Annotated in this window: 22 protein-coding genes; 7 read left to right on the plus strand and 15 right to left on the minus strand. The window is 41.5% G+C overall.

Annotated elements, in window-relative coordinates; all coding sequences use genetic code 11:
* From nuoL to ndhC, 11 genes are all read right to left on the minus strand, one after another.
* Entirely contained in the window at nucleotides 1–1,890 is a 1,890-nt protein-coding gene (nuoL, locus tag NQ782_RS15560; protein WP_000121137.1) for an NADH-quinone oxidoreductase subunit L, read from the minus strand.
* The gene (gene nuoK, locus NQ782_RS15565; protein ID WP_000529822.1) at nucleotides 1,887–2,195 is read right to left on the minus strand and encodes an NADH-quinone oxidoreductase subunit NuoK; all 309 of its coding nucleotides are present in this window, start codon (nucleotides 2,193–2,195) and stop codon (nucleotides 1,887–1,889) included. Before nuoK ends, nuoL begins: the two co-directional genes overlap by 4 nt.
* Nucleotides 2,195–2,713, minus strand: a complete 519-nt coding sequence (gene nuoJ / locus NQ782_RS15570) for an NADH-quinone oxidoreductase subunit J (RefSeq protein ID WP_014205902.1) — start codon at nucleotides 2,711–2,713, stop codon at nucleotides 2,195–2,197. Before nuoJ ends, nuoK begins: the two co-directional genes overlap by 1 nt.
* Complete coding sequence (gene nuoI, locus NQ782_RS15575) at nucleotides 2,713–3,255, minus strand: NADH-quinone oxidoreductase subunit NuoI (RefSeq protein WP_000276693.1); 543 nt, start codon at nucleotides 3,253–3,255, stop codon at nucleotides 2,713–2,715. Before nuoI ends, nuoJ begins: the two co-directional genes overlap by 1 nt.
* A gap of 18 nt (nucleotides 3,256–3,273) precedes the next feature.
* Nucleotides 3,274–4,290, minus strand: a complete 1,017-nt coding sequence (nuoH, locus tag NQ782_RS15580; protein WP_001070989.1) for an NADH-quinone oxidoreductase subunit NuoH — start codon at nucleotides 4,288–4,290, stop codon at nucleotides 3,274–3,276.
* A gap of 3 nt (nucleotides 4,291–4,293) precedes the next feature.
* Nucleotides 4,294–6,978 carry an NADH-quinone oxidoreductase subunit NuoG gene (gene nuoG, locus NQ782_RS15585; protein WP_000190954.1) on the minus strand — a complete coding sequence of 895 codons (2,685 nt, stop codon included), beginning with the start codon at nucleotides 6,976–6,978 and terminating at the stop codon, nucleotides 4,294–4,296.
* Nucleotides 6,979–6,989: 11 nt separating this feature from the next.
* The gene (nuoF, locus tag NQ782_RS15590; RefSeq protein WP_001091095.1) at nucleotides 6,990–8,321 is read right to left on the minus strand and encodes an NADH-quinone oxidoreductase subunit NuoF; all 1,332 of its coding nucleotides are present in this window, start codon (nucleotides 8,319–8,321) and stop codon (nucleotides 6,990–6,992) included.
* Entirely contained in the window at nucleotides 8,318–8,827 is a 510-nt protein-coding gene (gene nuoE / locus NQ782_RS15595) for an NADH-quinone oxidoreductase subunit NuoE (protein WP_000973142.1), read from the minus strand. Before nuoE ends, nuoF begins: the two co-directional genes overlap by 4 nt.
* A 13-nt stretch (nucleotides 8,828–8,840) precedes the next feature.
* Nucleotides 8,841–10,628, minus strand: coding sequence for an NADH-quinone oxidoreductase subunit C/D (gene nuoC / locus NQ782_RS15600; RefSeq protein ID WP_000852150.1), 1,788 nt, complete (start codon nucleotides 10,626–10,628; stop codon nucleotides 8,841–8,843).
* Between the two features lie 84 nt (nucleotides 10,629–10,712).
* On the minus strand, nucleotides 10,713–11,390 hold the full coding sequence (locus NQ782_RS15605; protein WP_000878003.1) for an NADH-quinone oxidoreductase subunit B family protein: 678 nt from the start codon (nucleotides 11,388–11,390) through the stop codon (nucleotides 10,713–10,715).
* A 6-nt stretch (nucleotides 11,391–11,396) separates the two neighbouring features.
* The gene (gene ndhC, locus NQ782_RS15610; protein WP_001274550.1) at nucleotides 11,397–11,948 is read right to left on the minus strand and encodes an NADH-quinone oxidoreductase subunit A; all 552 of its coding nucleotides are present in this window, start codon (nucleotides 11,946–11,948) and stop codon (nucleotides 11,397–11,399) included.
* Between the two features lie 427 nt (nucleotides 11,949–12,375).
* On the opposite strand from ndhC, the gene NQ782_RS15615 reads away from it, so the two are divergent.
* Both NQ782_RS15615 and NQ782_RS15620 read left to right on the plus strand, forming a co-directional pair.
* Entirely contained in the window at nucleotides 12,376–13,797 is a 1,422-nt protein-coding gene (locus NQ782_RS15615; RefSeq protein ID WP_267581252.1) for a sensor domain-containing diguanylate cyclase, read from the plus strand.
* A gap of 92 nt (nucleotides 13,798–13,889) precedes the next feature.
* On the plus strand, nucleotides 13,890–14,243 hold the full coding sequence (locus NQ782_RS15620; protein ID WP_001047855.1) for a hypothetical protein: 354 nt from the start codon (nucleotides 13,890–13,892) through the stop codon (nucleotides 14,241–14,243).
* A gap of 22 nt (nucleotides 14,244–14,265) precedes the next feature.
* Here NQ782_RS15620 and bfmS read toward each other — a convergent pair whose 3' ends face one another.
* From bfmS to NQ782_RS15635, 3 genes are read right to left on the minus strand one after another with little or no spacing between them, the layout of a single operon-like run.
* Nucleotides 14,266–15,915 (minus strand): sensor histidine kinase BfmS, encoded by a 1,650-nt coding sequence (bfmS, locus tag NQ782_RS15625; protein WP_057094382.1) that lies wholly within the window; start codon nucleotides 15,913–15,915, stop codon nucleotides 14,266–14,268.
* 32 nt (nucleotides 15,916–15,947) lie between these two features.
* A complete protein-coding gene (bfmR, locus tag NQ782_RS15630) occupies nucleotides 15,948–16,664 on the minus strand; it encodes a response regulator transcription factor BfmR (protein ID WP_267581255.1) in 717 nt (238 codons plus the stop codon).
* Nucleotides 16,661–16,867 (minus strand): hypothetical protein, encoded by a 207-nt coding sequence (locus NQ782_RS15635; RefSeq protein WP_000143214.1) that lies wholly within the window; start codon nucleotides 16,865–16,867, stop codon nucleotides 16,661–16,663. Before NQ782_RS15635 ends, bfmR begins: the two co-directional genes overlap by 4 nt.
* A gap of 329 nt (nucleotides 16,868–17,196) precedes the next feature.
* Here NQ782_RS15635 and NQ782_RS15640 point away from each other — a divergent pair, with 329 nt between their 5' ends.
* From NQ782_RS15640 to NQ782_RS15655, 4 genes are all read left to right on the plus strand, one after another.
* Complete coding sequence (locus NQ782_RS15640) at nucleotides 17,197–20,031, plus strand: ribonucleoside-diphosphate reductase subunit alpha (RefSeq protein ID WP_000111539.1); 2,835 nt, start codon at nucleotides 17,197–17,199, stop codon at nucleotides 20,029–20,031.
* A 55-nt stretch (nucleotides 20,032–20,086) separates the two neighbouring features.
* Complete coding sequence (locus NQ782_RS15645; RefSeq protein WP_000465010.1) at nucleotides 20,087–20,221, plus strand: hypothetical protein; 135 nt, start codon at nucleotides 20,087–20,089, stop codon at nucleotides 20,219–20,221.
* A gap of 137 nt (nucleotides 20,222–20,358) precedes the next feature.
* Complete coding sequence (locus NQ782_RS15650) at nucleotides 20,359–21,642, plus strand: ribonucleotide-diphosphate reductase subunit beta (protein ID WP_000025827.1); 1,284 nt, start codon at nucleotides 20,359–20,361, stop codon at nucleotides 21,640–21,642.
* An 833-nt stretch (nucleotides 21,643–22,475) separates the two neighbouring features.
* Nucleotides 22,476–25,400 (plus strand): hypothetical protein, encoded by a 2,925-nt coding sequence (locus NQ782_RS15655; protein ID WP_057093552.1) that lies wholly within the window; start codon nucleotides 22,476–22,478, stop codon nucleotides 25,398–25,400.
* 109 nt (nucleotides 25,401–25,509) lie between these two features.
* Here NQ782_RS15655 and NQ782_RS15660 read toward each other — a convergent pair whose 3' ends face one another.
* Nucleotides 25,510–26,109 carry a TetR/AcrR family transcriptional regulator gene (locus NQ782_RS15660; protein ID WP_031994346.1) on the minus strand — a complete coding sequence of 200 codons (600 nt, stop codon included), beginning with the start codon at nucleotides 26,107–26,109 and terminating at the stop codon, nucleotides 25,510–25,512.
* Nucleotides 26,110–26,230: 121 nt separating this feature from the next.
* On the opposite strand from NQ782_RS15660, the gene NQ782_RS15665 reads away from it, so the two are divergent.
* Nucleotides 26,231–26,560: a darcynin family protein gene (locus tag NQ782_RS15665; protein WP_031994345.1), complete on the plus strand. Its 330-nt coding sequence runs from the start codon at nucleotides 26,231–26,233 to the stop codon at nucleotides 26,558–26,560.
* Nucleotides 26,561–26,657 lie beyond the last annotated feature (97 nt).

Consider the following 26,657-nt stretch of genomic DNA (forward strand, 5'->3'; position numbering starts at 1 on the left):
TTATTTCCCCACTACCTGAATAACGATCAAGATCATCAATAACACCACTACACCGAGTGACATGCTTGATGCGTATTCACGCAATGAACCTGTTTGACGTGAGCTTGTGAAACTGTTTCCGCCTTTAACAAGCGCAGGAAGAACAAGCCATAAGCTGTCAATCGGATCACGACCAAATAGTTTGGCGAAGAATAAATAAGGTTTAACAAAAACGATGTCATACAACGCATCAAAACCAAATGCAGTACGACAAATATGAGCTAAGCCAGCACCAAGACTTGTTTTTGCAAACGATTTTACTGCACCGTAAGCAAATGCAAATAGACCAATACCAACAGCTAAACCAACAAGCGCGATACCTACTGCTAAATGCTCTGCCCCATGCATGCCTTCAACAAATTGTTCAGCAACATGGAATTCAGGAATTTTTGCCGTATTCAAAATATTTGCTACTGGAGCTTTTAATGCAGCACCAACAAAAGTAGACAATACAGCCAAGATACCTAATGGAGCCCAGTAAGTAGCACCTTTAATCTCATGGTAATGTGTATTTTCTTTACCGAAGAATACAACCCAGATTAAACGGAAGGTATAGATTGAAGTCAGGAATGCACCTGCTACACCAGCCCAATATAAGCTGTTATATAAAGCAATCGATTGACCTTGTACCCAAACCTCACCGAGAATCGCGTCTTTAGAGAAGAAGCCGATTGTTAAGAATGGGATAGCTGCTAATGCACCGCCACCAATCGCAAAACATGCAAATAGGAATTTGTTTTTGTAGAACAAACCACCCATTTTGAAAATATTTTGTTCGTGATGGTAAGCAAGAATAACTGCACCAGAAGACAAGAATAATAATGCTTTGAAGAATGCGTGAGCCAACATGTGGAACAAGCCAGCTTGATACGCTTCTGCACCGACAGCCATAAACATATAACCAAGCTGACTCATAGTTGAGTAAGCCAAAATACGTTTGATGTCTGTTTGTACGAGAGCAGCAAAGCCTGCAACTAATAAAGTTACAGCACCTGTTACCGAAATGAATTGCATCACTTCAGGCGCAAGTTCAAATACACTGAATAGACGACAGCACAAGTACACACCAGCTGTTACCATTGTTGCTGCGTGGATTAATGCAGAAACAGGTGTAGGACCTGCCATCGCATCTGCTAACCATGTTTGCAATGGAATTTGTGCAGATTTACCAGCAGCACCCAAGAACAACATTAATGCAGTCCAGATAGTAAGTGACGAACTCTTCGTCATTACTTCTGCTGCGTGTTCAACGATGTACTGAGTATTAAGCGTACCAAATTGTTGGTAAAGCAAGAATAAAGCGATAAGTAAGAATACGTCACCTACACGGGTAACTGTAAATGCTTTGATCGCTGCCCAACCATTTGCAGGATTTGCATAATAGAAACCAATCAGCAAGTAAGAGCATAGACCTACGCCTTCCCAACCTAAGAATAACAACGCTAAGTTGTCACCCAACACAAGCAAAAGCATGCTTGCAACGAACAGGTTGAAATAAGAGAAGAAGCGCGCATACCCTTCTTCACCACGCATGTACCATGATGCAAAGATGTGGATTAGGAAACCAACACCCGTGATCATGCCCATCATGAGTAAAGATAAGCCATCTAAATGTAAGCTAATGCCAGGCGCGAAACCACCAACATTGAACCATGTCCAAAGATTTTGAACAAAAACTTGCTGGCCGCTACTGGTAAATGCCATACCAGCAATCAATGCAAATAATGCAGATAAACCTACAGAACCTACACCAATAATTGCTGCAACATTTTCAGAGAGCTTATCACGCCCAGCCGCCAATAAAATAAAACCGATTAGCGGAAATAATACTGTTAGATATAAATAACTCATCCGCGCATCTCACTAGCAGCATCCACATCCAAATGATGGAAGCGATGATAGAACTGAAGGACAATCGCAAGACCGATACACGCCTCTGCCGCAGCAAGGGTTAAAATCAGAATGAACATGACTTGTCCATCTGGTTGTGCCCATACGCTACCCGCAAGAACGAATGCTAACGCTGCAGCATTCATCATGATCTCAAGGCTCATTAACATAAATAAAAGGTTGCGTCGCACCATTACACCGTAAAAACCGAGTGCAAAAAGAATGGTTGCAACAATCAAACCATGTTCTAAAGGGATCTGGCCCATTATTCTTTTTCCTCTTCTGCACCTGGTTCACGTTTACCTAAGTGGTATGCTGCAACAAGGGCTGCTAGCAATAACATCGCGGCAACTTCAACCAACAATAAATAGTGTGTAAAGAGCGCTTGACCAACAACTTTTGGTCCAATTACTTGTGCTCCAAGTGGTGCAGAGATGGTTGTATATTCACCACCGAGCATCCAAACTAAAAGTAAGCCAAGTAAAAAGCTCATGAGTGCTGGATATGCCCAAGCATCTGAAGAAAGCCATTTACGTTCTTGTTCAACTGTGTGTTGCCCTAAGTTAAGCATCATCACAACGAATACGAACAAGACCATAATCGCACCAGCATAAACAATGATTTCGAGGGCGCCAGCAAACGGCGCACCTACGATCATGAAAATACCAGCAACAGCAAGCAATGAAACAATCAGACTAAGCAATGCATGTACAGGGTTCGTGTTAGTCACTACACGAACCGTAGAAACGATGGCCACGAGCGCCATCAAATAAAACGGCCACATCATGGTAATAGACTCCGTACATCGATTGGTGCACTTTCTTTTTGTGCTTGACCTTTCTCTTTACCGTTAATTGCCATACCAGTTACACGGTAGAAGTTGTAGTCTGGGTATTTACCTGGACCTGAAATGAGCAAGTTTTCTTTCTCATATACGAGGTCTTGACGTACGTATTCGCCCAACTCGAAATCTGGAGTTAGCTGAATCGCTGTAGTTGGACATGCTTCTTCACACATACCGCAGAAGATACAACGAGAGAAGTTGATACGGAAAAATTCCGGATACCAACGTCCGTCTTCTTTTTCAGCTTTTTGCAGTGAAATACAGCCAACCGGACATGCAACCGCACAAAGGTTACATGCCACACAACGCTCTTCCCCATCTGGGTCACGTGTCAAGATAATACGACCACGATAGCGAGGTGGTACAATTTCCTCTGCTGGTACTTCTGGATAAAGAATTGTGTCACGTTTACGGAAACCATGGGTAAATACCATGAATAACGTCCGAACGATTGACCCAACTCCAGCTAGAATTTTATACATTTTGTACTCCCTGCTGTCTTAGGCCTGATTCATCAGAATCACAGCACCAGTTACCAATAGGTTAACCAACGCCAGCGGCAAACAAATTTTCCAACCGAAGTTCATGACTTGGTCGTAACGTGGACGCATTAAAGAACCACGTGCCAATACAAACATCATTACGAAGAATGCTGTTTTAATCACAAACCAGAACACTGGTGGAACAAATGGAATTTCTAAATTGAATGGAGCTAACCAGCCACCAAAGAATAAAGTCACGATCAATGCAGAGATAAGTACAACGTTTACATATTCAGCAACGAAGAACATACCCCATTTCATACCGCCATATTCAACATGGTAACCTTCGGCCAATTCTTGTTCTGCTTCAGGTTGGTCAAATGGGTGACGGTGAGTTACCGCAACACCTGCAACAACGAAAATCAAGAAACCTAAGAACTGTGGAATGATGAACCAAACATCACGTTGGGCTTCAACAATTTCACGAAGGTTAAATGAACCAGCGATTGCAACCACACCCATTAGCGAGATACCCAAGAACACTTCATAAGAAATTGTTTGAGCAGCTGAACGCAAACCACCAAGTAATGAATATTTGTTATTTGATGACCAACCACCGAATAACACTGCATAAACCGCAATACCAGCCATTGCCATAAAGAACAACAAACCGATGCTCATGTCCGCAACACCCAATGCAGGGCTTACAGGAATAACCATGAACGAAAGCACCGCAGTTGCCATCGCAACTGCCGGAGCTAAACGGAAAGTTAATTTATCAGCAAATTTTGGTGTCCAGTCTTCTTTGAACATGATCTTAAGCATGTCGGCAACGATCTGGAACATACCACCAGGACCAACACGGTTTGGACCATAACGGTCTTGCCACCAAGCAAGCAAACGACGCTCAATGAAAGACATCAACGCTGCAACAAGAACAACAACAAGCAAAATCACAACTGCTTGAACCACAGCGTAAGCAATTGGCCAGTTCTCAGCCCAAAGTGGCGTTTGACGTATAATTTCTTGATTCATGAATTACACTCCTAATGCCACTGAAACAGGTTCAGCTAAAGATACTGTCGGAGCTAAACCAACTGGGTAACCAATATAACCTGTAGGTAAATATTCGATTACTTGTACAGGTAAGCTCACAGTTGTTTCGCCTGCTTTTACTGTAATACGTTGGCCTTCTTGTAGATTCAAACGTGTTGCGTCTTGTTCGCCCACAGCAAATACAGCTTCAGGAATACGAGTTTCCATTGCAGGTGTTTTAATTGTGAATTCACCAGAACCAAAGATATGGTGCATTGGTACAAGACGGAAGCTTTCAGGATTTGCAACTACAGCTGTTGGAGCAACATAGCTACGTGCTGGACGTTTTGCTAAACGGTCGAATAAACGAACGCCTGAATCACCACCTTTTAAGTGACCACCCACTTCATCTTGGTATTTGTTCCAAGATTGTGGAGAGTTCCAACCCGGCGCCCACGCAAATGGTACAAGCGAAGAAGCTTTTTGCGGGCCTACATAACCTTCCATAGAGAATGTTAATGCTGAGTCTGGATCTGTTGGTTGCTTCGGTTCATGAACCGATAAAGGTGCACGCATTGCTGTACGACCAGAATAACGACGTGGTTCACGAGCAATTTTCAAACCATGTACACGGTAGCCAGCGTCTGGCGCAACGTCTTGAATTGCCTCAAGTACCGGTACGTTCTTCACGATTGTTTCGATTACATCGTCAAGTACTGTCCAATCAATTGGCTTGCCTTTAAGGCCAGTTTCAATGGCATGCAACCAACGCCAAGATTCTTTAATCGCGTATTCAGGTTTGTAGTAGCTTGGATCGTAAACTTGGTAGAAGCGTTGTGCACGTCCTTCTTGGCTTACGACAGTACCATCACCTTCGGCAAAGCTTGCTGCTGAAAGTACAATATCAGCCTGTTTCACAGTTTCAGTTTCACTGTGGTCAAGCACGATTACTGTTTCAGCTTTATCAAGTGCTGCTTTAACTTGAGCGGCCGGTAAACGACGGAATAAGTCATTTTCAACAATAACAAGTGTGTCGTAGTCTTGAGCAAATGCTTGTTCAAGGCTTAAGCCACCCAATAATGCCAAGCCCATAGAGTTCACTTCAGGAACAACAAGGCTTAAACCAGCTTTTGAGCCAAGGTTTTGCGTTAACTCTGCTGCTGCTTCCATAATTGAAGCATCTTGCAAGCTCGTACCCGCAATAATTAACGGTTTGTTTGCTGCTTTTAAAGTGTCGGCAATAGTTTGAGCAAATGCTTTTGCATCGTCATCTAAACCATTAACTGTTTCACCTTTAACTGCCGCAGCAACTGCAAAACCTAAACGCGCAATGTCATTTGGAGATGCAACAACTTCACCAGTCGCAACATCCGCAAGGCGAGTTTGAGTTGCAGCTAAGATATAGATCGGAGATTTCGCTTCCTGACCAATACGTTGTACAGGCTCAGCCAACCAGTCCGGTGTACGTGTTTTTGCAGCCATTTCGCGAGCTTTATTTTTTGCAGCTTGACGAACTGACAATGCCATACGTGGAGCAGTTTGAGTTAAATCTTCACCCAAAATTAATACTGCATCGTAGCTTTCAATTTCACGCATGTTCGGGTTGTAAATACCCTCTGTTTGCATGATTGAAGCAGCAAGTTCAACGAGGCTTTGCTCTTTTTGTGCAACACCTGTTGAGTAGTTTGCTTGGCCCACTAGTTCACGCAATGCGTAATTTGATTCTAAGCTTGCACGTGGCGAACCGATACCTAGAACTTTTTTACCTTCAAGTTTCGCAATTGTTTGGTCCAACGCTTGGTCAACAGAAACAGTAGCTACTGTTTCGCCATTACGGAATTGAGGTTGACGTGGACGATCTGCACGGTTTACATAACCTGTGCCAAAACGGCCTTTGTCACAAAGGAAGTATTGGTTAACCGAACCATTGAAACGGTTTTCTACACGACGGATTTCGCCATAACGCTCACCTGGAGAGATGTTACAACCTGAAGAACAGCCATGACACACGCTTGGTGCATATTGCATATCCCATTTACGGTTATAGCGCTCTGAATGAGTCTTATCGGTAAATACACCAGTTGGACATACTTCAGTCAAGTTACCAGAGAATTCAGACTCTAAAGTACCTGATTCTGGACGACCAAAGTAAACACGTGATGCATTAGCATATACACCAAAGTCTGTACCGCCTGCATAATCCTTGTAGTAACGAACACAACGGTAACAAGCAATACAACGGTTCATTTCATGTGCAATGAATGAGCCTAGTTCTTGGTTGTAATGTGTACGCTTAGTAAAACGATAGCGACGACGGTCGTGACCTGTCATTACAGTCATATCTTGTAAGTGACAGTGACCACCCTCTTCACACACTGGACAGTCGTGTGGGTGGTTGGTCATTAAGAACTCAACAATAGATTCACGGAAATCTACTGCTTCTTTGTCTTCAATCGAAATATAGGTATTGTCAGATGCTGGTGTCATACATGACATCACAAGACGTCCGCGCGTATCTTCAGGATTTGCATACTGAGTTACGGCACATTGACGACATGAACCAACAGAACCTAAGGATGGGTGCCAACAAAAATACGGAATATCAATGCCAAGGGATAAACATGCTTGTAGCAAGTTTTCTGATCCATTGACTTCGTACGATTTTCCATCGACATGAATTGTAGCCATAGTCGAATCCCTTAAGCTTGTTCTACGTTGCTAGTTTGCACGACAGGACGATCAGTCACTTTCGCTTCAAACTCGCTACGGAAATGTTTGAGTGCGCCCATAAGCGGCTCCATCGCACCTGGTGCGTGGGCACAGAAAGTTTTACCAATCCACAATTTACGAGTAAGTTCTTGTAAGTGGTCGATATCCTCTTTCTTACCTTCACCTGTCTCAAGTGCTTTAAGCGCTTTAACAGCCCATGGCAAACCATCACGGCAAGGTGTACACCAGCCACATGATTCACGCGCAAAGAATTCTTCCAGATTACGGGTCAACGACACCATACATTGGGTCTCGTCTACCACCATTAATAAACATGTTCCTAAACGAGAACCTGCTTTCATAATGGTTTCAGCATCCATTGGTAAATCAATGGTATCCGCCGGTAAAAAGTCAGTAGACGCACCGCCTGGTAACCATGCTTTAAGCTTCAAGCCATCACGCATACCACCAGCATGTTCTTCGATTACTTCACGTGCAGTCGTACCAAATGGTAGTTCCCAAAGACCAGGGAATTTTACTTTACCTGACGCACCATAAATCTTTGTGCCCGGATCTTTTGATTTACCTGCTGATAAACCGATATACCATTCTGGGCCACGAAGCATGATTGCTGGCAAGTTGTTATAAGTCTCAACGTTGTTCACAATCGTTGGACGACCCCATGCACCAGCAACTTGCGGGAATGGTGGTTTAGTACGTGGGTTAGCACGGCGACCTTCAAGTGAGTTAATCAATGCAGTTTCTTCACCACAAATATAACGACCTGCACCGGTGTGCACGTGTAACTCGAAGTTCCAGCCAGAACCTAAAATGTTGTCACCTAAGTAACCTTTAGCGCGGATTTGCTCAAGCGCTTCATTTAGGTATTGTGCAGCCTCGATATATTCACCACGAATAAAGATATAACCTTGAGTTGCTTCTAGGGTATAACCTGCAATCAACATACCTTCGATCAATTGGTGAGGAAGTTTTTCCATCAACAAACGGTCTTTAAAGGTACCTGGTTCCATCTCATCGGCGTTACAGATCAAGTAACGTGGACCGCCATCATTTGGCGCCATAAGAGACCATTTGATCCCTGCAGGGAAGCCTGCACCACCACGACCTTTTACAGTTGCAGCTTTAATGACTTCAAGCACTTCAGCAGGTTTCATACCTAATGCTTTTTTAAAGCCGGCATAACCTTCAAGTGCTTCGTAATCGTCAGCACTACGTACCGATTCTTGTTTGCTTAAACGCCAAGTCAGTGGATGAGTTTCCGGATTACCGTCGCCATAAATTGGTTTTGGTTCAGTATTCATACATACTTCTCCAATAACTGTTTGATTGATGTCACTTCTACTAAACCGTGAGTATCTTCATCAATCATTAACGTTGGGCCTTTGTCACAGTTGCCTAGACAGCAAATTGGAAGCAGCGTAAAACGACCATCTTGTGTCGTTTGACCAAACTGAATACCTAATTCGCGCTGGAATGCTTCAGCAAGTGTTTCAGCACCCATCAAGAAGCAAGCAATTGAGTCACAAAGCAAAATTACGTGGCGACCTACAGGTTGGCGATAGATACGGTTGTAGAACGTTGCTACACCTTCCAAGTCTGCAACACTAATCGTCAATAATTGTGCGATGGCGTTCATTTGAGCATCATCTACCCAGCCATTACGGCGCTGTACGCACTTTAATGCATCTAAAGAAGCTGCTCGTGGGTATGGATAGTGACCAATGTGATGTTCAATTTCGTGGATTTCTTCAGCAGTCAAAATCCCTTCAACATTCACACGTGGTTTTTTATCAGTCAGAATCATCATTTTGCGTTACCTCTTAGCGATCCACGTCAGCCATAACCACGTCAATGGTCGCCAGATAAATGATTAAGTCAGATACTAAACTGCCGTTAATCACTGAAGGAATTTGCTGTAAGTGAGTAAACGTCGGTGTACGGATACGAGTACGATAACTCATCGTTGCCTTATCCGAAGTCAAGTAATAAGTACTTGCACCTTTCACAACTTCAGTCATGAATGACGCTTCACCAGCAGGCATGACAGGACCCCATGACACGCTCAAGAAGTGCGTAATCAAAGTTTCAATATCTTGTAACGTCTTATCTTTTGGTGGTGGAACAGCCAATGGGTGATCCGCTTTATATGGACCAGAAGGCATGTTATCCAAACACTGTTTGATAATTTTGAGTGACTGTTCAATTTCACGGAAGTGAACAAGTACACGAGCGTACGCATCGCCTTCATACTCAACCGGAACTTCGAAGTCGAAGTTTTCATAGCCACTGTATGGACGATATTTACGAACGTCGAAATCAATACCTGTTGCACGTAAACCAGTACCGGTTACACCCCATGCAAGTGCAGATTTGGCATCGTATTGAGCAACATTACGTGTACGACCAATAAACACAGAGTTTTTAAATGCAGCTGTGTAGTATTCATTCAAACGTTTTGGCATCCAATCTAGCAACTCTTTAACAAGTTTTTGCCAGTTGTTTGGAAGGTCATGTGCTGTACCACCAATACGGAACCATGCCGGGTGCATACGGTAACCCGTAATTGCTTCAACGATGTCGTATACTTTTTGACGGTCTGCGAACATATAGAATACTGGTGTCATACCACCGGCATCCTGAATTGCCGTACCACAGTAAAGTAAATGGTTATTAATACGGAACAATTCGTTCAACATGACACGAATCACTTGTGCACGCTCAGGAACTTTGATTCCAGCAAGCTGTTCAACAGCCATGACATATGGCATGTTTTGCGCACAACCACCCAAGTAGTCAACACGGTCAGTATAAGGAATGAAAGAGTGCCATGTTTGACGCTCAGCCATCTTTTCCACACCGCGGTGGTGATAACCGATATCAGGAACACAGTCCTTCACTTCTTCACCGTCTAACTGCAATACAATACGGAATGCACCGTGCGCAGATGGATGGTTAGGACCCAAGTTCAAGAACATGAAGTCTTCGTCAGCGTTACCACGCTTAAGACCCCAGTCTTCTGGTACAAAGCGTAAGTGTTCCTGTTCGAAATCTTGCTTCGCTTTGTCTTGCATGTACGGCGTATATTCTGTCGCACGTGCTGAATATTCTTTACGAAGCGGGTGCCCTTCCCAATAAGTTGGTAACAAGATACGACGAAGCATTGGATGCCCTTCGAAATTGATACCGAACATATCGTAAGCTTCACGTTCATACCAGTTGGCATTTGGCCAGATATTTGTCGCTGTCGGGAGGTTAAGATCGTTTTCGTTCAAGGCAACCTTGATACGAATGTCACTATTACGCTCAAGCGATAATAAATGATAGAACACAGTGAAGTCAGATGCTGGCAAACCATCACGATGTTGGCGTAAACGCTCATCCATCGCTGATAAGTCAAACAGCATTACATAAGGACGTTCCACTTTACGCAGGAACATGAGGACTTCTTGCACGCGTGCGCGCTCAACCCAGACTGTTGGAAACTCTTCAAAAGTCGCCTGCACATAGAAATTCTCACCAAATTTGGTTTTGAGCTCTTCTACGATTGCAAATGCTGGGCGTGAATCAACTGGTGTTGATTCTGGCATAGCAATGTCAGTTTCAGCCATTGGCTTGGCTTCCTATTTAATACAAATTCTGTCAATTTTCTCGATGAACATATCGGTTAGATATGTCAAAACACCGTCAAAAAATTATTTAATCTCATCCATAGAGCGTAAGTTTTTAACGGCAATACGCTGCGCATTCTTACGATCACGTTCTGGCATCATCTTTGGCTTATACACTGGCTGAAGATCATCACCAATCACGGCAGAAAGCGGGCGTCGCTCTAATTGAATCTGGTCTTGTAAAAGCATTAATGCTTGGATTAATGCTTCAGGACGAGGCGGACAACCTGGGACGTACACGTCAACAGGAATAATTTTGTCTACACCTTGTACTACTGAATAGATGTCGTACATACCTCCAGAGTTTGCACAAGCACCCATTGAAATAACCCATTTAGGCTCTAACATTTGTTCATACAAACGTTGGATAACCGGAGCCATTTTTACAAAGCAGGTACCTGCAACAATCATCAAGTCAGCCTGACGAGGTGAAGCACGAATAACCTCTGCACCGAAACGGGACAAGTCATGCACGCCTGTTAAGGTCGTTGCATATTCAACGTAACAACATGAGGTACCAAAGTTAAATGGCCACAAAGAGTTTTTACGTCCCCAGTTTACTGCTGTATGCAAGACATCCTCTAAACGAGTCATGAATACGTTTTTATTCACTTCCTCTTCAAGTGGATCTGTCACAATTTGACGATCTTGCAATGGATATTGATCAGCATCCGGATTCGCGCGGGTCAGAGTATATTTCATCCCGACTTACTCCTTTTCAGATGACAATGCAGGTGTAGTTTTTGACTTAACACGACCTGATGATTGGGCTGGAATCTGGCCTGTAGGGTCAGTTACGAGCTCTTCAATAGAGTTAAAGCGTGTAATTTCAGCAATGTTCATTGTTGGTGAACCGACTTTAATCTTCTCACCTGCTAATTTACGGCGATCTGCCGGTGCCCAACTTAAAGCACCTACAGAGAAGGCATAAACAAGCGCAATTAATAGGTCAACGACAAAGATTACGACAGTGGTATAACCCAACCATCCTACTTCACGCACAGAAGTAGACCATGCATAGAGGTAAAGTGCCTCTAAGTCGAAAACAACGAAGAAAATTGCAACTAGATAGAACTTTGCAGACAGGCGAATGCGAGCGCCACCAGCACTCACGACACCTGATTCAAACTGCTCTTGCTTAGCACGTCCCCACGATTTCCCCCCGAGGAGTAAGGGAACTGTGAGCATAAAGACGCAAAGAAATGTAACGCCGATCACGAAGGCGATAATCGCCCAGTCGTATGGAGTAATGGCACTCATGCGGGGATAACTCCTGGCAGGCCTATTATTTAACAAAGAATGTATGTATTGGCCTTCAAATACACCAAACACAAAATTAATCCCGCCAATTGTACCTGATTTCTAATTTCCCTTGCTAGTTGAAGCGTCTTAGTCTTTTGGATGATTTTCCAATCAAAAGTAATCATCTATGTCTTGTAGAGGGGGTTTCACCGCTTATAATCGGTTTATTTGATAGTTTTCGCACTTGTAATGATTTTTTTCATTTTCTGATTTTTAATATTATTTGCACAATTGCTCAATCGGTCAAATTAAACACCTTACTTTTTTATAATATTAATCGGTTTTTTATTGTATTCATCTTCCCCTCTGAATTATGATGAATGTTTAATCATGCATTAATATTTTATTACTCTTGGATAAGAGTATTTATCATTAAGGGCAGCTGATGCCATACTCACTTCGTGAATTTTCATTTTCTACCTCCCTGAAATTTGTTCTCTTATTTACCATCATTATTACGTTATGTTGCTTTATTGGAATTGCATCTCGTCCTCTTAGTTTTCTTGCTTTTTTCTGGCCTGCTAACTCGGTATTTCTAGGCCTATTGCTTCGATTTCCACAAACACGCCAAATAGGTAGTTTTGCCGGTGCTTTTACCGGTTACATGATTGCCGATTTAGTTAATGGGACACCCCTTTTTCTCACCCTTATTTTAACGATATCCAACTACCTGTATGTAGTAACGACATTAGCACTCGCAATATTGTTTAATCGCCATATAAAAGCAGCTTATCAAGGCTATTCTTATTTACTCTTATTCGCACTATGCGGGATTGGCAGCATAACCGGTGCTTTGTTTGCAGCAACTTTTGTGCCTATGTTTAACACCAAATTTATGATTGGTAGTTTTTGGGCCGAATTTGGTTATTGGGTTACATCAGAGCTTCAAAATGCCTTATTGTTGTTGCCCATTATTTTAAACATCCCCCCTTACCTTAAAATAAAAAACCACCTTAAGGGTAATCGTATATATATCAAAGCGATTGATTTTTTGCCTTTATTCGCTGTTTTAATTTCGATAGGAGTGAGTTATTACGACTCGGGTCCAGGTTCCCTACTCTACCCCATCGCCGCATTAATCTGGTGCGCTATCCGCTATAAACCGATTATTGTTGCTCTCATTACATCCTTTACCAGTGCATATATTATTTATCATGTCTCAGGGCATTATTTATTACTGTATCCGCAAGACTATTTAAGCAATAACATTTCTATACGTATAGGGCTAATCATGATGACGGTTGCGCCACTTACCGTTTCCAGTATTAGCGCACTCCATTCTGAATTAATTCAGAAGTTACAACATGCAATTGCCCATGATGAACTCACCTCGAGTTTAACTCGACGCCAATTTTTACAGTCAGTCCGCCTACTCCAAGAAAAAGTACAAAAGGAAAATAAGACCTCTGCATTTTTTATGTTGGACGTCGATCATTTTAAAAAAGTGAATGATAGTTATGGCCACTTAATTGGGGATAGAGCCTTACAGACCTGTGTAACGACCATACAAAATATTTTACACCCTCATGACTTACTAGGACGTTTTGGTGGAGAAGAATTCGCAATTTTTATTCCGGATACCACCAGAGAGGCTGCCTTTGAACTCGCGGAAAGAATACGCATTCAAATTAGTCAGCAACCGATTTATGTATATGGCAAATTACCCATCTTTGTGCAGGTAAGTATTGGTATTAGCTTATATTCTCCAAGCTATCACCGTTCTATTGAAAGTTTGTTTAAAGAAGCAGACGATGCACTCTATCAAGCAAAGCGTCAAGGGCGTAATAGAGTTTTTATTTCTTTGTAATATTTCCAAGTCATCATCTAGTGTAATGAATTTTATACAATATCTTCTGTTTTGCCATGTATGCTAATAACAGATAATAAGGAGAAAAATGCATGAATCTAGAATATACGCATAAACCAGACTATTACTTGTTTGCACAATTACTGGTGCGACATATAGAAAGCTATATTCATAAACACCCAGATGCAGATAATGCCATTTTTGACTTGCGAGATGTCTATGAAATTTTTAGGCAAGATTTCGCATCAACCACAACAAATCTAGAAGGCATTTTACATATTGCAGACTCATATAGAGTTGAGACTTTGAATGGGGATCAGCCTCTTATTCAAAAATATCAAATTGATGCTAAAAATAATTCGCTCTTGATTGACTTTAATACAGATGCACTCAATAGCCTGAGAAGCGGCAAACCTATTTTGGAACCTGATGCAACTCAGTTATAAATGAACCAATAAAAAAAGCACCTTATGCAGGTGCTTTTTTATTGGTCTTTAATGGCGGTTGTTTAAAGCGATGTGCTGGCCAAGTCATAATAAAGCGTGCGCCTCCCAAGCTTGGGCTTTCATCTACTTTAATTTCACCACCAAACCAGTAAGCAATACGACTTACAATCGAAAGTCCTAAACCATAACCACCAGATGCGCGTGTACGACTGTCATCTAAACGGGCAAAGGCTTCGAATACACGTTTGCGGTCTTGCTCAGGAATACCCGGTCCGTCGTCTTCAACACAGACAAAAGCCATGCCATCACTATGAATACCACCCGTAATCCGAACTTTGTTATCACAATAACGAACTGCATTACCTACCAGATTTTGCACGACACGATGAAGGTAACGACGCTCTGCATCTACTTTCACATATAAAGGCGGTGGAATAAGTTCAATTTCTTTCTGTGTTTTTAAAGCCTCAGTTTCAACTGCAACCTGATCCAACACTTCAAAAAGTACAATTTCTGCAAAGTCTAATGAAGGTGTACCCTGCTCTAGTTTTGCATAAGTCATAATTTCATCAATTAAGGTATTGAGTGCTTCAATATCTTTATCAATCATGTCGACCTGATGCATACGATGATTGTAATCATCTTCTTCGGCTAACATTTCTGTACCAAAGCGAATACGTGCCACAGGCGTTCTCAGCTCATGAGATACCGCTCTCATTAACTCACGTTGAGCCTCAATCAAACGCTGAATATGGTCAGACATATTGTTATAACTTGAAGCCAAGTTTGCCATTTCATCGCTTCCTTCAATAGGAACACGCAGTGACAAATCACCCGATTTCATACGGTTTAATGCATAACGCACCTGACGGATTTTGCGCTCTAACGGCAAAATCAAACCGTAAACACCTAGACTTAATAAGAATAAGCTAAATAAGGTAATACCCGCCGAAAGCTGTAAAGGCATCCAGTTAAACATTGGAACCGGACCCAGCACTAACACCTGCACAGGATGATTCGGTATTGGAGACACAATCGAAATGGTTGTACCGCGCACTGTTGCACTATCTTTGTACAACATGACACTTTGGTCTTGGCGCAAACGTCCAATCTGTTCAGAATCCAGATTTACATCTTGAATGTTTTGAATATTGATCGGATATGAGAAATGCTTTTGAATCTTGGCAAGATATTCTTGTTCCTGCCCCGGATAAAACATTAAATAGTCGAGCACAAAAATAGGAAGAGCCTTCATTTGGCGTTCAGTGATTTTGTCGACTTTTATAGATAAGTAATGTTGTGGGTCGTCACGTAAGCCAATAATGACATATGCAATGCTATTGCTTGCATCGTAACGAACTACAGATTTTTGTGCTTCTATCCGCTTTTTCTCGGTCCGAGACAGCTCAACCTTACTTGCATCGGTATAATAAATTGGAAGTTCGAGCAAATCAGATGCGTCAGAAATCCAATCTATTTTTTGCTGCTTCCCAGGTTGTCGAGCGACTCCTTCACTAATGACATAAGAAATACCATCAGTTAAAGATTCTCGGTATTCTTGTGCGCGTTGGTAGTTGATAATTTGTACCAGTAAATACCCAAAAACAGCTACCAAAACAACAAGAATTACCAGCCCCGCATATATTCGCAGGAATATACTGTGTTTAAACACTCGACCAACCTTATAGGAAGTTTAATCAGATTTTACAATCCATTGGTTTCTTTAACAAACAAGTAACCTTTACTACGTACAGTTTTAATACGTTTTGGATTTTCAGGATCATCGCCAATTTTTGGACGAATACGTGAAATACGTACGTCAATTGAACGGTCTTGACCATCGTATTCGATACCACGTAAACGTTCGAAGATATCTTCACGCGATAAAATACGGCCAGCGTTTGATGCAAGCAACCATAACAAGTCATATTCAGCACTTGTAAAGTCAACAAGCTCACCATTCAACGTTACCGAACGGCCACCATTGTCGATGACGAGGTCGTCAAACTCAATACGTTGAGCAACTTCATCTTCAACAGTTTTATCCGTACGGCGTAACAAAGCACGAATACGCGCTAATAATACACGTGGTTGAACTGGTTTCGCGACATAATCGTCTGCACCCATTTCCAAACCAAGTACGTGATCCATATCTTCAGTACGTGCAGTCAACATTAAGATTGGTTGATGATAGTGTGGGCGAACTTCACGACAAACGGTTAAACCATCTGCACCCGGCAACATGACATCCAAGACCACAAGATCCGGTTGCTCACTAATAATACGACGAATTGCACGGTTACCATCGGTTTCTACACCAACTTCCAAACCGTTACGGATTAAATATTCTTGAGTTAATCGCGCTAAACGCTCGTCGTCTTCAACGATCAGAATCTTTGGTAACTTTTCTTCTTGGCTCATATCATTGCCCCTATAAATCTCATTACATGTATCTTAAAAATCTTGCAGATACATTCGTTTATCATTTGCAATATACACACGTTTACATTGTAAACAAGTAGGCGTTCACCAAACTGATACATGACAACCATGTTTTGTTGCATTTTATTAATCTTTGAATTTTCAGGTATTTTTATTATCTGTTTATTGTTCTTAAATGTCATAATCTATTCATATTTCCTATGTATGAATATTAAACAAATTATTTCTTCACTAAATTTAAATTCACTCAAGTGTTTGTTTTTCGAGTTATCCACAAAGTTATCTATAAGTGTTTTTTCACAGCTTTGGTATGCTATCTCCCGACAAATCATACAGATAAAAAATTACTAAAAAGTCAAGATTGATCTACCGTAAAAAATCCCGTATCTTGTGTTGAAAATAAACTTTAACTACTAAGTCTTGTGTTTATCCCTCAAATATCGTGGCATGTTTTTTGCTCGGTTCAAACGGTCTATGAACATAACAAAAGTGACAATGGAGCTATGCTGGCATGAGCGTAATTACTTCGACTCCCGGTCAAATTCAGGTGATTAAACGCACCGGAGATGTTGCTGCATTTGATGCAGAGAAAATTTCTGTTGCGATTGGTAAAGCTTTTCTTGCTGTGGAAGGTCAACAAAGTGCGGATTCGAGCCGTATTCACGACCGTATTACCCAACTGACGGAAATGGTACTGAACACTTTCACTCGCCGTTTACCTTCTGGCGGTACCATTCATATTGAAGAGATTCAAGATCAAGTTGAACTTGCACTGATGCGTACTGGGGAGCACAAAGTCGCTCGTGCTTACGTTATCTATCGCGATCAACGCGCAAGTGCCCGTAAAGACACAAATTCTAATCATCACCCTACCTTGCAAGTTACCGATGCAAACGGTCAGCTTCAACCACTTGATTTAAGTGCACTGCAAGCAACTGTAAATCGAGCTGCTGAAGGCTTAGAAGGTATTGATGTTCAAGCAATTATCGATGAAACCGTTAAAAACTTATATAACGGCGTAAAAGAAAGCGATATTGCTACCACCATGATGATGGCAACACGTACACGTATTGAACAAGAACCTAACTATACATACGTAACTGCACGTTTGCTTCGTGATGAGTTGGTCAGCACTGGCTTAGCATTCTTAGGTTTACCAGCCGATACAGCTGAAAACAATGCACTTGAAGCATTCTTGAAAAAAGGTGTAGAGCTTGATTTGCTTTCACCGGACTTGCTTAAGTTCGATCTAGAAAAACTAGCAGCGGCAATTCAACCGGAACGTTCTAACCAGTTTACCTACTTAGGTTTACAAACTCTATTTGACCGTTACTTCATCCATTCAAATGGCGTTCGCTTTGAATTACCACAATTATTCTTCATGCGTGTGTCAATGGGTCTTGCACTTAATGAGCAAGACAAAGAAGAGCGTGCAATCGAGTTCTATAATTTGTTGTCTAGCTTTGACTACATGGCATCTACGCCTACCCTGTTTAACTCAGGTACATTACGTCCACAGCTTTCAAGCTGTTACTTAACAACGATTGGTGATGACCTTTATGACATTTATGGTGCAATGCGTGACAACGCGATGCTCTCTAAATGGGCAGGTGGTTTAGGTAATGACTGGACACCTGTACGTGCCTTGAACTCTTATATTAAAGGTACAAACGGTAAATCTCAGGGTGTTGTTCCGTTCCTTAAAGTTGCGAACGATACAGCCGTTGCGGTAAACCAAGGTGGTAAGCGTAAAGGTGCGGTATGTGCGTACTTAGAAACTTGGCACTTAGACATCGAAGAATTCTTAGAACTTCGTAAAAACACGGGTGATGACCGTCGTCGTACTCACGATATGAACACTGCAAACTGGGTTCCTGACCTATTTATGCAACGTGTGTTTGAAGATGGCGAATGGACACTATTCACTCCGTCTGAAACTCCAGACCTACACGATTTAACTGGTGCTGAGTTTGCTGAACGCTATGCATACTATGAGTCTGTTGCGAAAGAACAGAACATGTTGCACAAGAAAGTACGTGCGAAAGACTTATGGCGCAAAATGCTTTCTATGTTGTTCGAAACTGGTCACCCTTGGATCACGTTTAAAGATGTTTGTAACTTACGTTCACCACAACAACACGTTGGCGTAGTTCACTCTTCTAACCTATGTACTGAAATTACGTTAAACACCAACCAAGACGAAATTGCGGTATGTAACTTAGGTTCGATCAACCTTGTTCAACACGTTAAAGGTGGTGTATTAGACCGTGAGAAGTTAGCGCGCACTGTTAAAACAGCAGTTCGTATGCTCGATAACGTTATCGACATTAACTACTACGCTGTACCACAAGCAAAGAACTCTAACTTGAAACACCGCCCTGTTGGTATGGGTATCATGGGCTTCCAAGATGCACTTTACGAAATGGGTATGGCTTACGGTTCTGATGAAGCTGTGAACTTTGCTGACGAGTCAATGGAAGTGATTAGCTACTATGCAATCCAAACTTCAAGTGACTTGGCTGTTGAACGTGGTGCTTACTCAACATTTAAAGGTTCATTGTGGGATCAAGGTATCCTTCCAATCGACTCTTTAGAAATTGTTGCGAAATCTCGTCCAGAACGTATGTTTGAAGTTGACCGTACTCAACGTTTAGATTGGGACAGTTTACGTGCCAAAGTTCAAAAAGACGGTATGCGTAACTCAAACGTAATGGCGATTGCTCCAACTGCAACCATTTCGAACATTTGTGGTGTTTCTCAGTCTATTGAGCCAACATTCCAAAACTTATATGTGAAATCTAACTTGTCTGGTGAGTTCACTGTAATTAACCCTTACCTTGTTCGCGCATTAAAAGAACGTGGTCTTTGGGACACAGTGATGGTTAATGACCTCAAACACTTTGAAGGTTCAGTACAAAAAATTGCTCGTATTCCTGAAGAATTAAAAGCAATCTTTGCAACTGCGTTTGAAGTTGAGCCACGCTGGATTGTTGATGCTGCATCACGCCGCCAAAAATGGATTGATCAAGCACAGTCTCTTAACCTTTACATCTCTGGTGCAAACGGTAAGAAACTTGACATCACTTATAAGATGGCATGGTTACGTGGTCTTAAGACGACTTATTACCTCCGTGCGTTAGGCGCAACATCTGCTGAAAAATCTACAATTAACACAGGTGCGTTAAACGCGGTTAAACCTGCAACTGTAGAAGCAGCAGCACCTGCGGCAGCTCCAGTCGTAGAAGCGAAGAAGCCTGAAGCAGCTGAAGAAGACGGCTTTACTCAAGCAGCTCCGGTTCCTATGGCTTGTTCAATCGACAACCCAGATTGCGAAGCTTGCCAATAACATTCAATAAAGTTGCTCTTTAACAAAAAGAGCAACTTTAAACGAGGTAAAGATTATGTTTTTTCATCTCAGCCATAACTATATGCTTGGTGTTGGAATCTTAATCTTTGCCTTTATTTTCTTTTATACGCCTATGGTTTACGCCTTTTTTAAAATCCGTAAACAACAGCGTAAGCAAAATAAGTTGTAGGGATAATGGACCAAAGGCCCAAAATTTGGTCATACATCAATAAAACTTAATTTTGTTTACACATTATGAGCGTATAGTAGTGACATCTTCGTTTAGAGATGTCGAACATAGATATATACAACGAAGAGAGAACAACAATGTCTATCCTTAGTTGGGACGATTTTGAAGATGATTCGCAAAAACCGGCTGCACCTGAACACAAGTCTGCGCCCGTCAACCCGGAAAAAACGCCTGATTCGCAGAATGTATCTGCTGCGCAGCCATCATCGCAGAGCGTGGCAGCTCCACAATCCACTGGAACCCATTCCGTGCGATCAACAAATCCAACCGATTCAATGGCTCGAGCATCTGAAGCCTTAGAACATTTGGATGTTGCTCCTGGCCTTGAAGAGTTAGAAATGGGCGCGCAACGCGTTCAAGTTGACGACAAAGCCATGATTAACTGTCGCGCCGACTTGAACCAGCTTGTTCCATTTAAATATGAGTGGGCTTGGCAAAAATATCTAGATGGTTGTGCAAACCACTGGATGCCTCAAGAAGTGAACATGAACCACGATATCGCACTTTGGAAGTCTGAAAATGGCTTAACTGAAGATGAGCGTACGATCGTTATGCGTTCTTTAGGTTTCTTCTCGACTGCGGACTCTTTGGTTGCGAACAACCTCGTATTGGCAATTTACCGTCACATCACGAACCCTGAATGCCGTCAGTACATTTTGCGTCAAGCGTTTGAAGAAGCAATTCACACTCACGCTTACCAATACTGTATCGAATCTTTAGGTATGGACGAAGGCGAAGTCTTCAACATGTACCGCGAGATTCCATCGGTTGCGCGTAAAGCAGCTTGGGGCTTGAAATACACTCAATCGTTAAGTGACCCTACTTTCCACACAGGTACGCCTGAAAACGACCAACGTTTACTTCGTAACTTGATCGCGTTCTACTGTGTTCTTGAAGGGATCTTCTTCTACTGTGGCTTTACTCAAATTTTGAGTATGGGTCGCCGTAACAAGATGAATGGTGTTGCTGAGCAGTTCCAATACATTTTGCGTGATGAGTCTATGCACTTGAACTTTGGTATCGACATGATTAACCAAATCAAGATTGAGAACCCTCACCTTTGGACTGCCGAGTTCCAACAAGAAGTAATTCAAATGATTCTTGAAGGTACGATGCTTGAAATCGAATACGCACGTGACACAATGCCACGCGGTGTATTGGGTATGAACGCAAGCATGATGGAAGAATATTTGAAATTCATCTGTAACCGTCGTTTATCTCAGTTAGGTTTACCAGAGCAATTTGCTGGTGTAACTAACCCATTTGCGTGGATGTCGGAGATGATGGACTTACGTAAAGAGAAGAACTTCTTTGAAACTCGCGTAACTGACTACCAAACTGGTGGTGCGTTAAGCTGGTAAGTTTTACCGCTTTCCCGAAAAGCCGCTCATCTAGAGTGGCTTTTTTATTACCAGAATTATTTAGGCTCAGCTCAAGCCTCATTTATTTATTCTTTATTCAATAAATATTTAATAATTTATATAAGGCTGTTCTGAACTTAATCGTATATAAGTTATATTCTTTTAATTTAAAAATAAATAATATAAAAATCTAAATAATTTATAAAAACAATTTAAAATACTAAAATAAAAATTATTGTTTTCAAAAGAATTTTAGAAATAGATAAAATAAGGTGTCGGCTGACCCACTCTGGCTTTTAAACGAACGAAAACTCAGCCGACGGCGTAGATATACCAAATTATTATTACAAAAACTTATATCCCTACGATTATTTTACAAATCCGAATAAATACTCAAGTAAAAATATCACAAAATTTATCTATATTATTTTTGTCACTCTCTTTATTTAAAGCGATAGTTTTAAGCCCTATAAATAAATTAAATTTATTTTAAAAACAAAAGGTTATAAACACAGCTACTTTAATTTTAAATAAAAATTATTTTATTTCAAAAAGATAAATAATTTTTTAAATACATATATTATTTTAATCTTAAAAATTTTTTATTAACTCAGTCCATTTTTTATGTTTAAAAATGTTATTAAAAATAATCGTATTTTTTATTTTGTTGATTTTGAATATATTTACAAACTCGCTATATCAGCCGTGACAAATTACACAACTTGACACCAAATAGTAAAAAATTAAATACTCTTTCTCAATTATGTGCTCCAAAACACATAATCAATAAATAGTAATAACAACATCTCAAACAAATCACATGGAAATAGATTATGTTTATTAAAAGTATTTTATCTTCGATTACTAGTATTATCCCACTTCCTGAAAATAGTAACACAAGCAGTAATTTAGGTAATGGCTCTGGTGACGGCCTACTTAATGGAATATCTTCCGGAAATGGTGAACACAACTATGGTATTGGCAATGGTATTGCCGATGACGCAAGCATTACCGCCCCAATTACCATTCCCCTCAACCTCTCTGGTAACTCAATTACTCTCATAGGCAATTCATCTTCAAATTCGGTGAATAGCTCTCCAACCACCACTTCAAATAACGTTAATGACAACGATGTAACAAATAATGGTAACGGCTCTACCATTGGTAGCGGTACAGGCAATGGCTCTGGTGACGGGCTTTTAAATGGTACTGCTTCTGGTAATGGTGAACACAACTATGGAATCGGTAATGGTATTGCCGATGACGCAAGCATTACTGCCCCACTTTCAATTCCAATTAACCTTGCGGGTAACTCTATTACCCTAATTGGTGACTCATCTTCTAGTTCGGTCAACAACTCTGCAACCAATACATCAAATACCGTGAATGACAACGACACCACCTATAACGGCAATGGCTCAGGTGCTGGTAATGGTTCGGGCGATGGCTTGTTAAATGGAATTGGCTCTGGCAATGGCGAGCAAAACTACGGTATCGGAAATGGGATTGCGGATGACGCAAGTATTACAGCCCCAATTACCCTTCCTATTAACTTGTCTGGTAACTCAATTACTCTAATTGGCAATTCATCTGCAAGTTCTGTTAATTCCTCGCCAACTACAACGTCAAATACTGTGAATGACAACGACACCACCTATAACGGCAATGGTACTGGTGATAGCGGCGTGAGCGCTTTGGGTAGTTCCGGCAATGGTTCAGGTGATGGCGCAGGTAATGGTATCGCTTCTGGCAATGGTGAACATAACTATGGTATTGGCAATGGTAACGGCGACGATGTTGATATTACTGCTCCGATTACCGGCGTTCTAAACATTTCAGGAAACTCATTTACTCTCATTGGTAATTCTTCATCAAGTTCAGTCAATACTGCGCCAACCACCACATCAAATACAGTGAACGACAATGACACCATTGATAATGGTAATAGCGGCGGCACAGGTAGTGGTTCAGGCAATGGCTCTGGTGATGGTTTACTTAATGGCGCTGCTTCTGGCAATGGCGAGCATAACTACGGCATTGGCAACGGAAATGGTGATGATGTAGATATTACCGCACCAATTACAGGTGTTTTTAATTTCTCTGGTAACTCTTTCTCACTCATTGGCAATTCATCTTCTAGTTCAATTAATACTGCCCCAACTACAACGACCAATACAGTTAATGACAATGACGTAACTGATAATGGAAATGATGGAGGCGGACTTGTGGGTGGAAGTTCTGGAAATGGCTCTGGTGACGGACTGTTAAACGGCGCTGCTTCTGGCAATGGCGAACACAACTACGGTATTGGTAACGGAAACGGTGATGATGCAGATTTCACTTTCCCTCTGACTGGTGTACTTAACTTTTCCGGCAACTCGCTTTCAGGCTTTGGCAGTTCATCTAGTGACTCGGTAAATGTTGCACCAACCACAGCAACCAATACCGTCAATGATAATGACACCATTGATAATGCCAATACAGGTGGCCTTGGTGGCGGTTCGGGCAATGGCTCTGGCGATGGCCTTTTAAATGGTGCAGCATCTGGTAATGGCGAGCATAACTATGGCATTGGTAACGGAAACGGTGATGATGCAGACTTTACGCTTCCATTTACTGGCGGCTTAAATATTTTGGGCAATGCTTTATCTGGTATCGGCGGCTCTTCCACCGACTCTATTAATATTTCACCAACAACTACTTCAAACACAGTCAATGACAATGACACTACCAACAACGGCAACACTTCAGGTGGTGTGATTGGTTCTGGCGACTCAGGCAACGGCTCTGGTGATGGCTTATTAAATGGTATTTCATCAGGTAACGGTGAACATAATTATGGCATTGGCAACGGTAATGGCGATGATGTTGACGTTGTTGCCCCTATCACTACACCACTTAATGTATTAGGCAACTCCTTCTCATTTATTGGTGGTGATGGTACAGGCGATATCTTAGATCCGATTACTGGCGTTATTGGTGGTATTGGCGGTGATGGAGATATCTTAAGTCCAATTACTGGCATTATCGGTGGCATTGGTGGTGATGGAGACATCCTAAGCCCGATTACTGGCATTATCGGTGGCATAGGCGGCATCGGTGGTGATCTAGGCGATAACCCACTTACAGGTATTATTCAAAGCGGTATTGACGTTCTACAAAATTTAGAAAGCCTAAAAACAGGTTTGATTAATACAGGTATTGATACGATTGCCGGAACAATTATTGGTGTGTTCCCTGATGCAGAGCATCCTGTCGGTGATTTTGCAGACCTTGGAAAACTACTTTTCGAGACTTCACGCGATAGTGTTAACGGTACGCTTGAGGCTATTTCTGACCTTGCAGGCGCTGACCTTGAGGGTGCAAGTGGCTCGATTACTGGTGTAATTGATACCCTTATTACCAATGGTTCAACGGCATCTACCATTATTCAGCATATTGTAGGTGATGACCTAGTCACTGAAAACGGTGGCCTCTTGGGTTCAATCACCACGATTATTGGTGGTGTTGACAGCGGCGACGGTGGTTTACTGGGTGGCCTAGATGGCTTAATTAGCATTAACTATGGTGACTCAGACAATAGTAATTCTGTAGATGTAGAAGATATTTTAGGAAATATCCTCGGCTCGGTAGGTTCAAATCAAGGTATTGCGGTGGGTGAACCTGATCCAACAGGCGGTAATTTGATTCATACGATTTCACTTAACACAGTGAATCAGTTAACTGATCAACTTTTACATGCTTTACCGACTGTCTAATGTTTTCATAAAGATATAACCCCTATAAAAGCACCTTTCAAATCTTGAGTTTGGAAGGTGTTTTTTATTAAAGAGCTTTTAACAGCAATACGCTCATACTTATAGACCATTAATCCAGATCTAAATAACCAAATACAGCTTTTTCAACACGCTGCTGTAAATCATTTAAATCACTTTCCTCTGCTATACCTGCCGCGTTAATTATTCCTTTGCTTAAAGCAATTACATCTTGTGCGACTGTCTGTGCATGTGAAATACCAGAACGTATAAACAGATCAGAAATTATGGTTTCAAGTTCGTGTTGAAGCTCACTTTCCTCAATGTCTTTTCCAATGAGTTCAGAAGCAAACTCTAGTGTTCGTGCCAACTGTGGGCGGCTCAATTGATGTTGCACAGCAGCATGTATGATGAGCTTTATTTTTTCTTTTAGGTCTGTAGTGTCGTGTTGCTGTATGGCTTCAACGATACGATTTGAAAGCTCAGCCCGCTCACGTCGAATTAACTCGACAATTAAAGCATCTTTAGATGGAAAGTACTGATATAGGCTACCAATACTTACACCAGCAAGTTCAGCCACGGCATTTGTGTTAAATCCAGCAAAGCCTAAAGACTCTAAAATGCGAGCAGCCGCTTCTAATATTGCTTCAAAAGTAGCCACTGAACGTGCTTGACGCGGGCGTTTGCGTGGATCTGGGAGTGTTTCTGACATGGCCCGAAATGCGAGTATTTAATGTGAGTAATCACTCATATACTGATTAAGTCATGTTGATATGACAAGCAAATGCTGTCTTTTTCAGTTGAACTACAACTCGCCCAGTCATGGAGTAGTTATGTCTAGAACCTATACTTTTTTTATTCATTTAAGAGCTTTGCCTGCTTGGTTGGCTTTACCACGTGAAAAGCGGGCTGAGTTTAGTACACAAAAGCTTGAACCTATTTTTGATAAATACCCGTCTGTAAAAGTTCGGTGGTATGACGTTGAAGCGTTTAGCACTAAAGCCAGTGATATTGCTGTGTTTGAGACGACATCTTTGCAAGATTATTATTTTGTGATTGATGCGATACGAGACTCTGAGTTTTGTACAGTACCCTACTTTGAGTTTGTAGATATTATTCCTGCAATTGAAGATGGGTATGTGGAGTATGAGAGTTCTTTATAAAATACACATAACTTTTTATCAAACAAGTAATGCATTAAGCCAGTAATTTTATGGCTATGCCTAGTAATAGCCATCGTAAAATCTAGCTTTATTTTGT

Source organism: Acinetobacter sp. BD54 (assembly GCF_044778325.1).
Lineage (GTDB): Bacteria > Pseudomonadota > Gammaproteobacteria > Pseudomonadales > Moraxellaceae > Acinetobacter > Acinetobacter baumannii.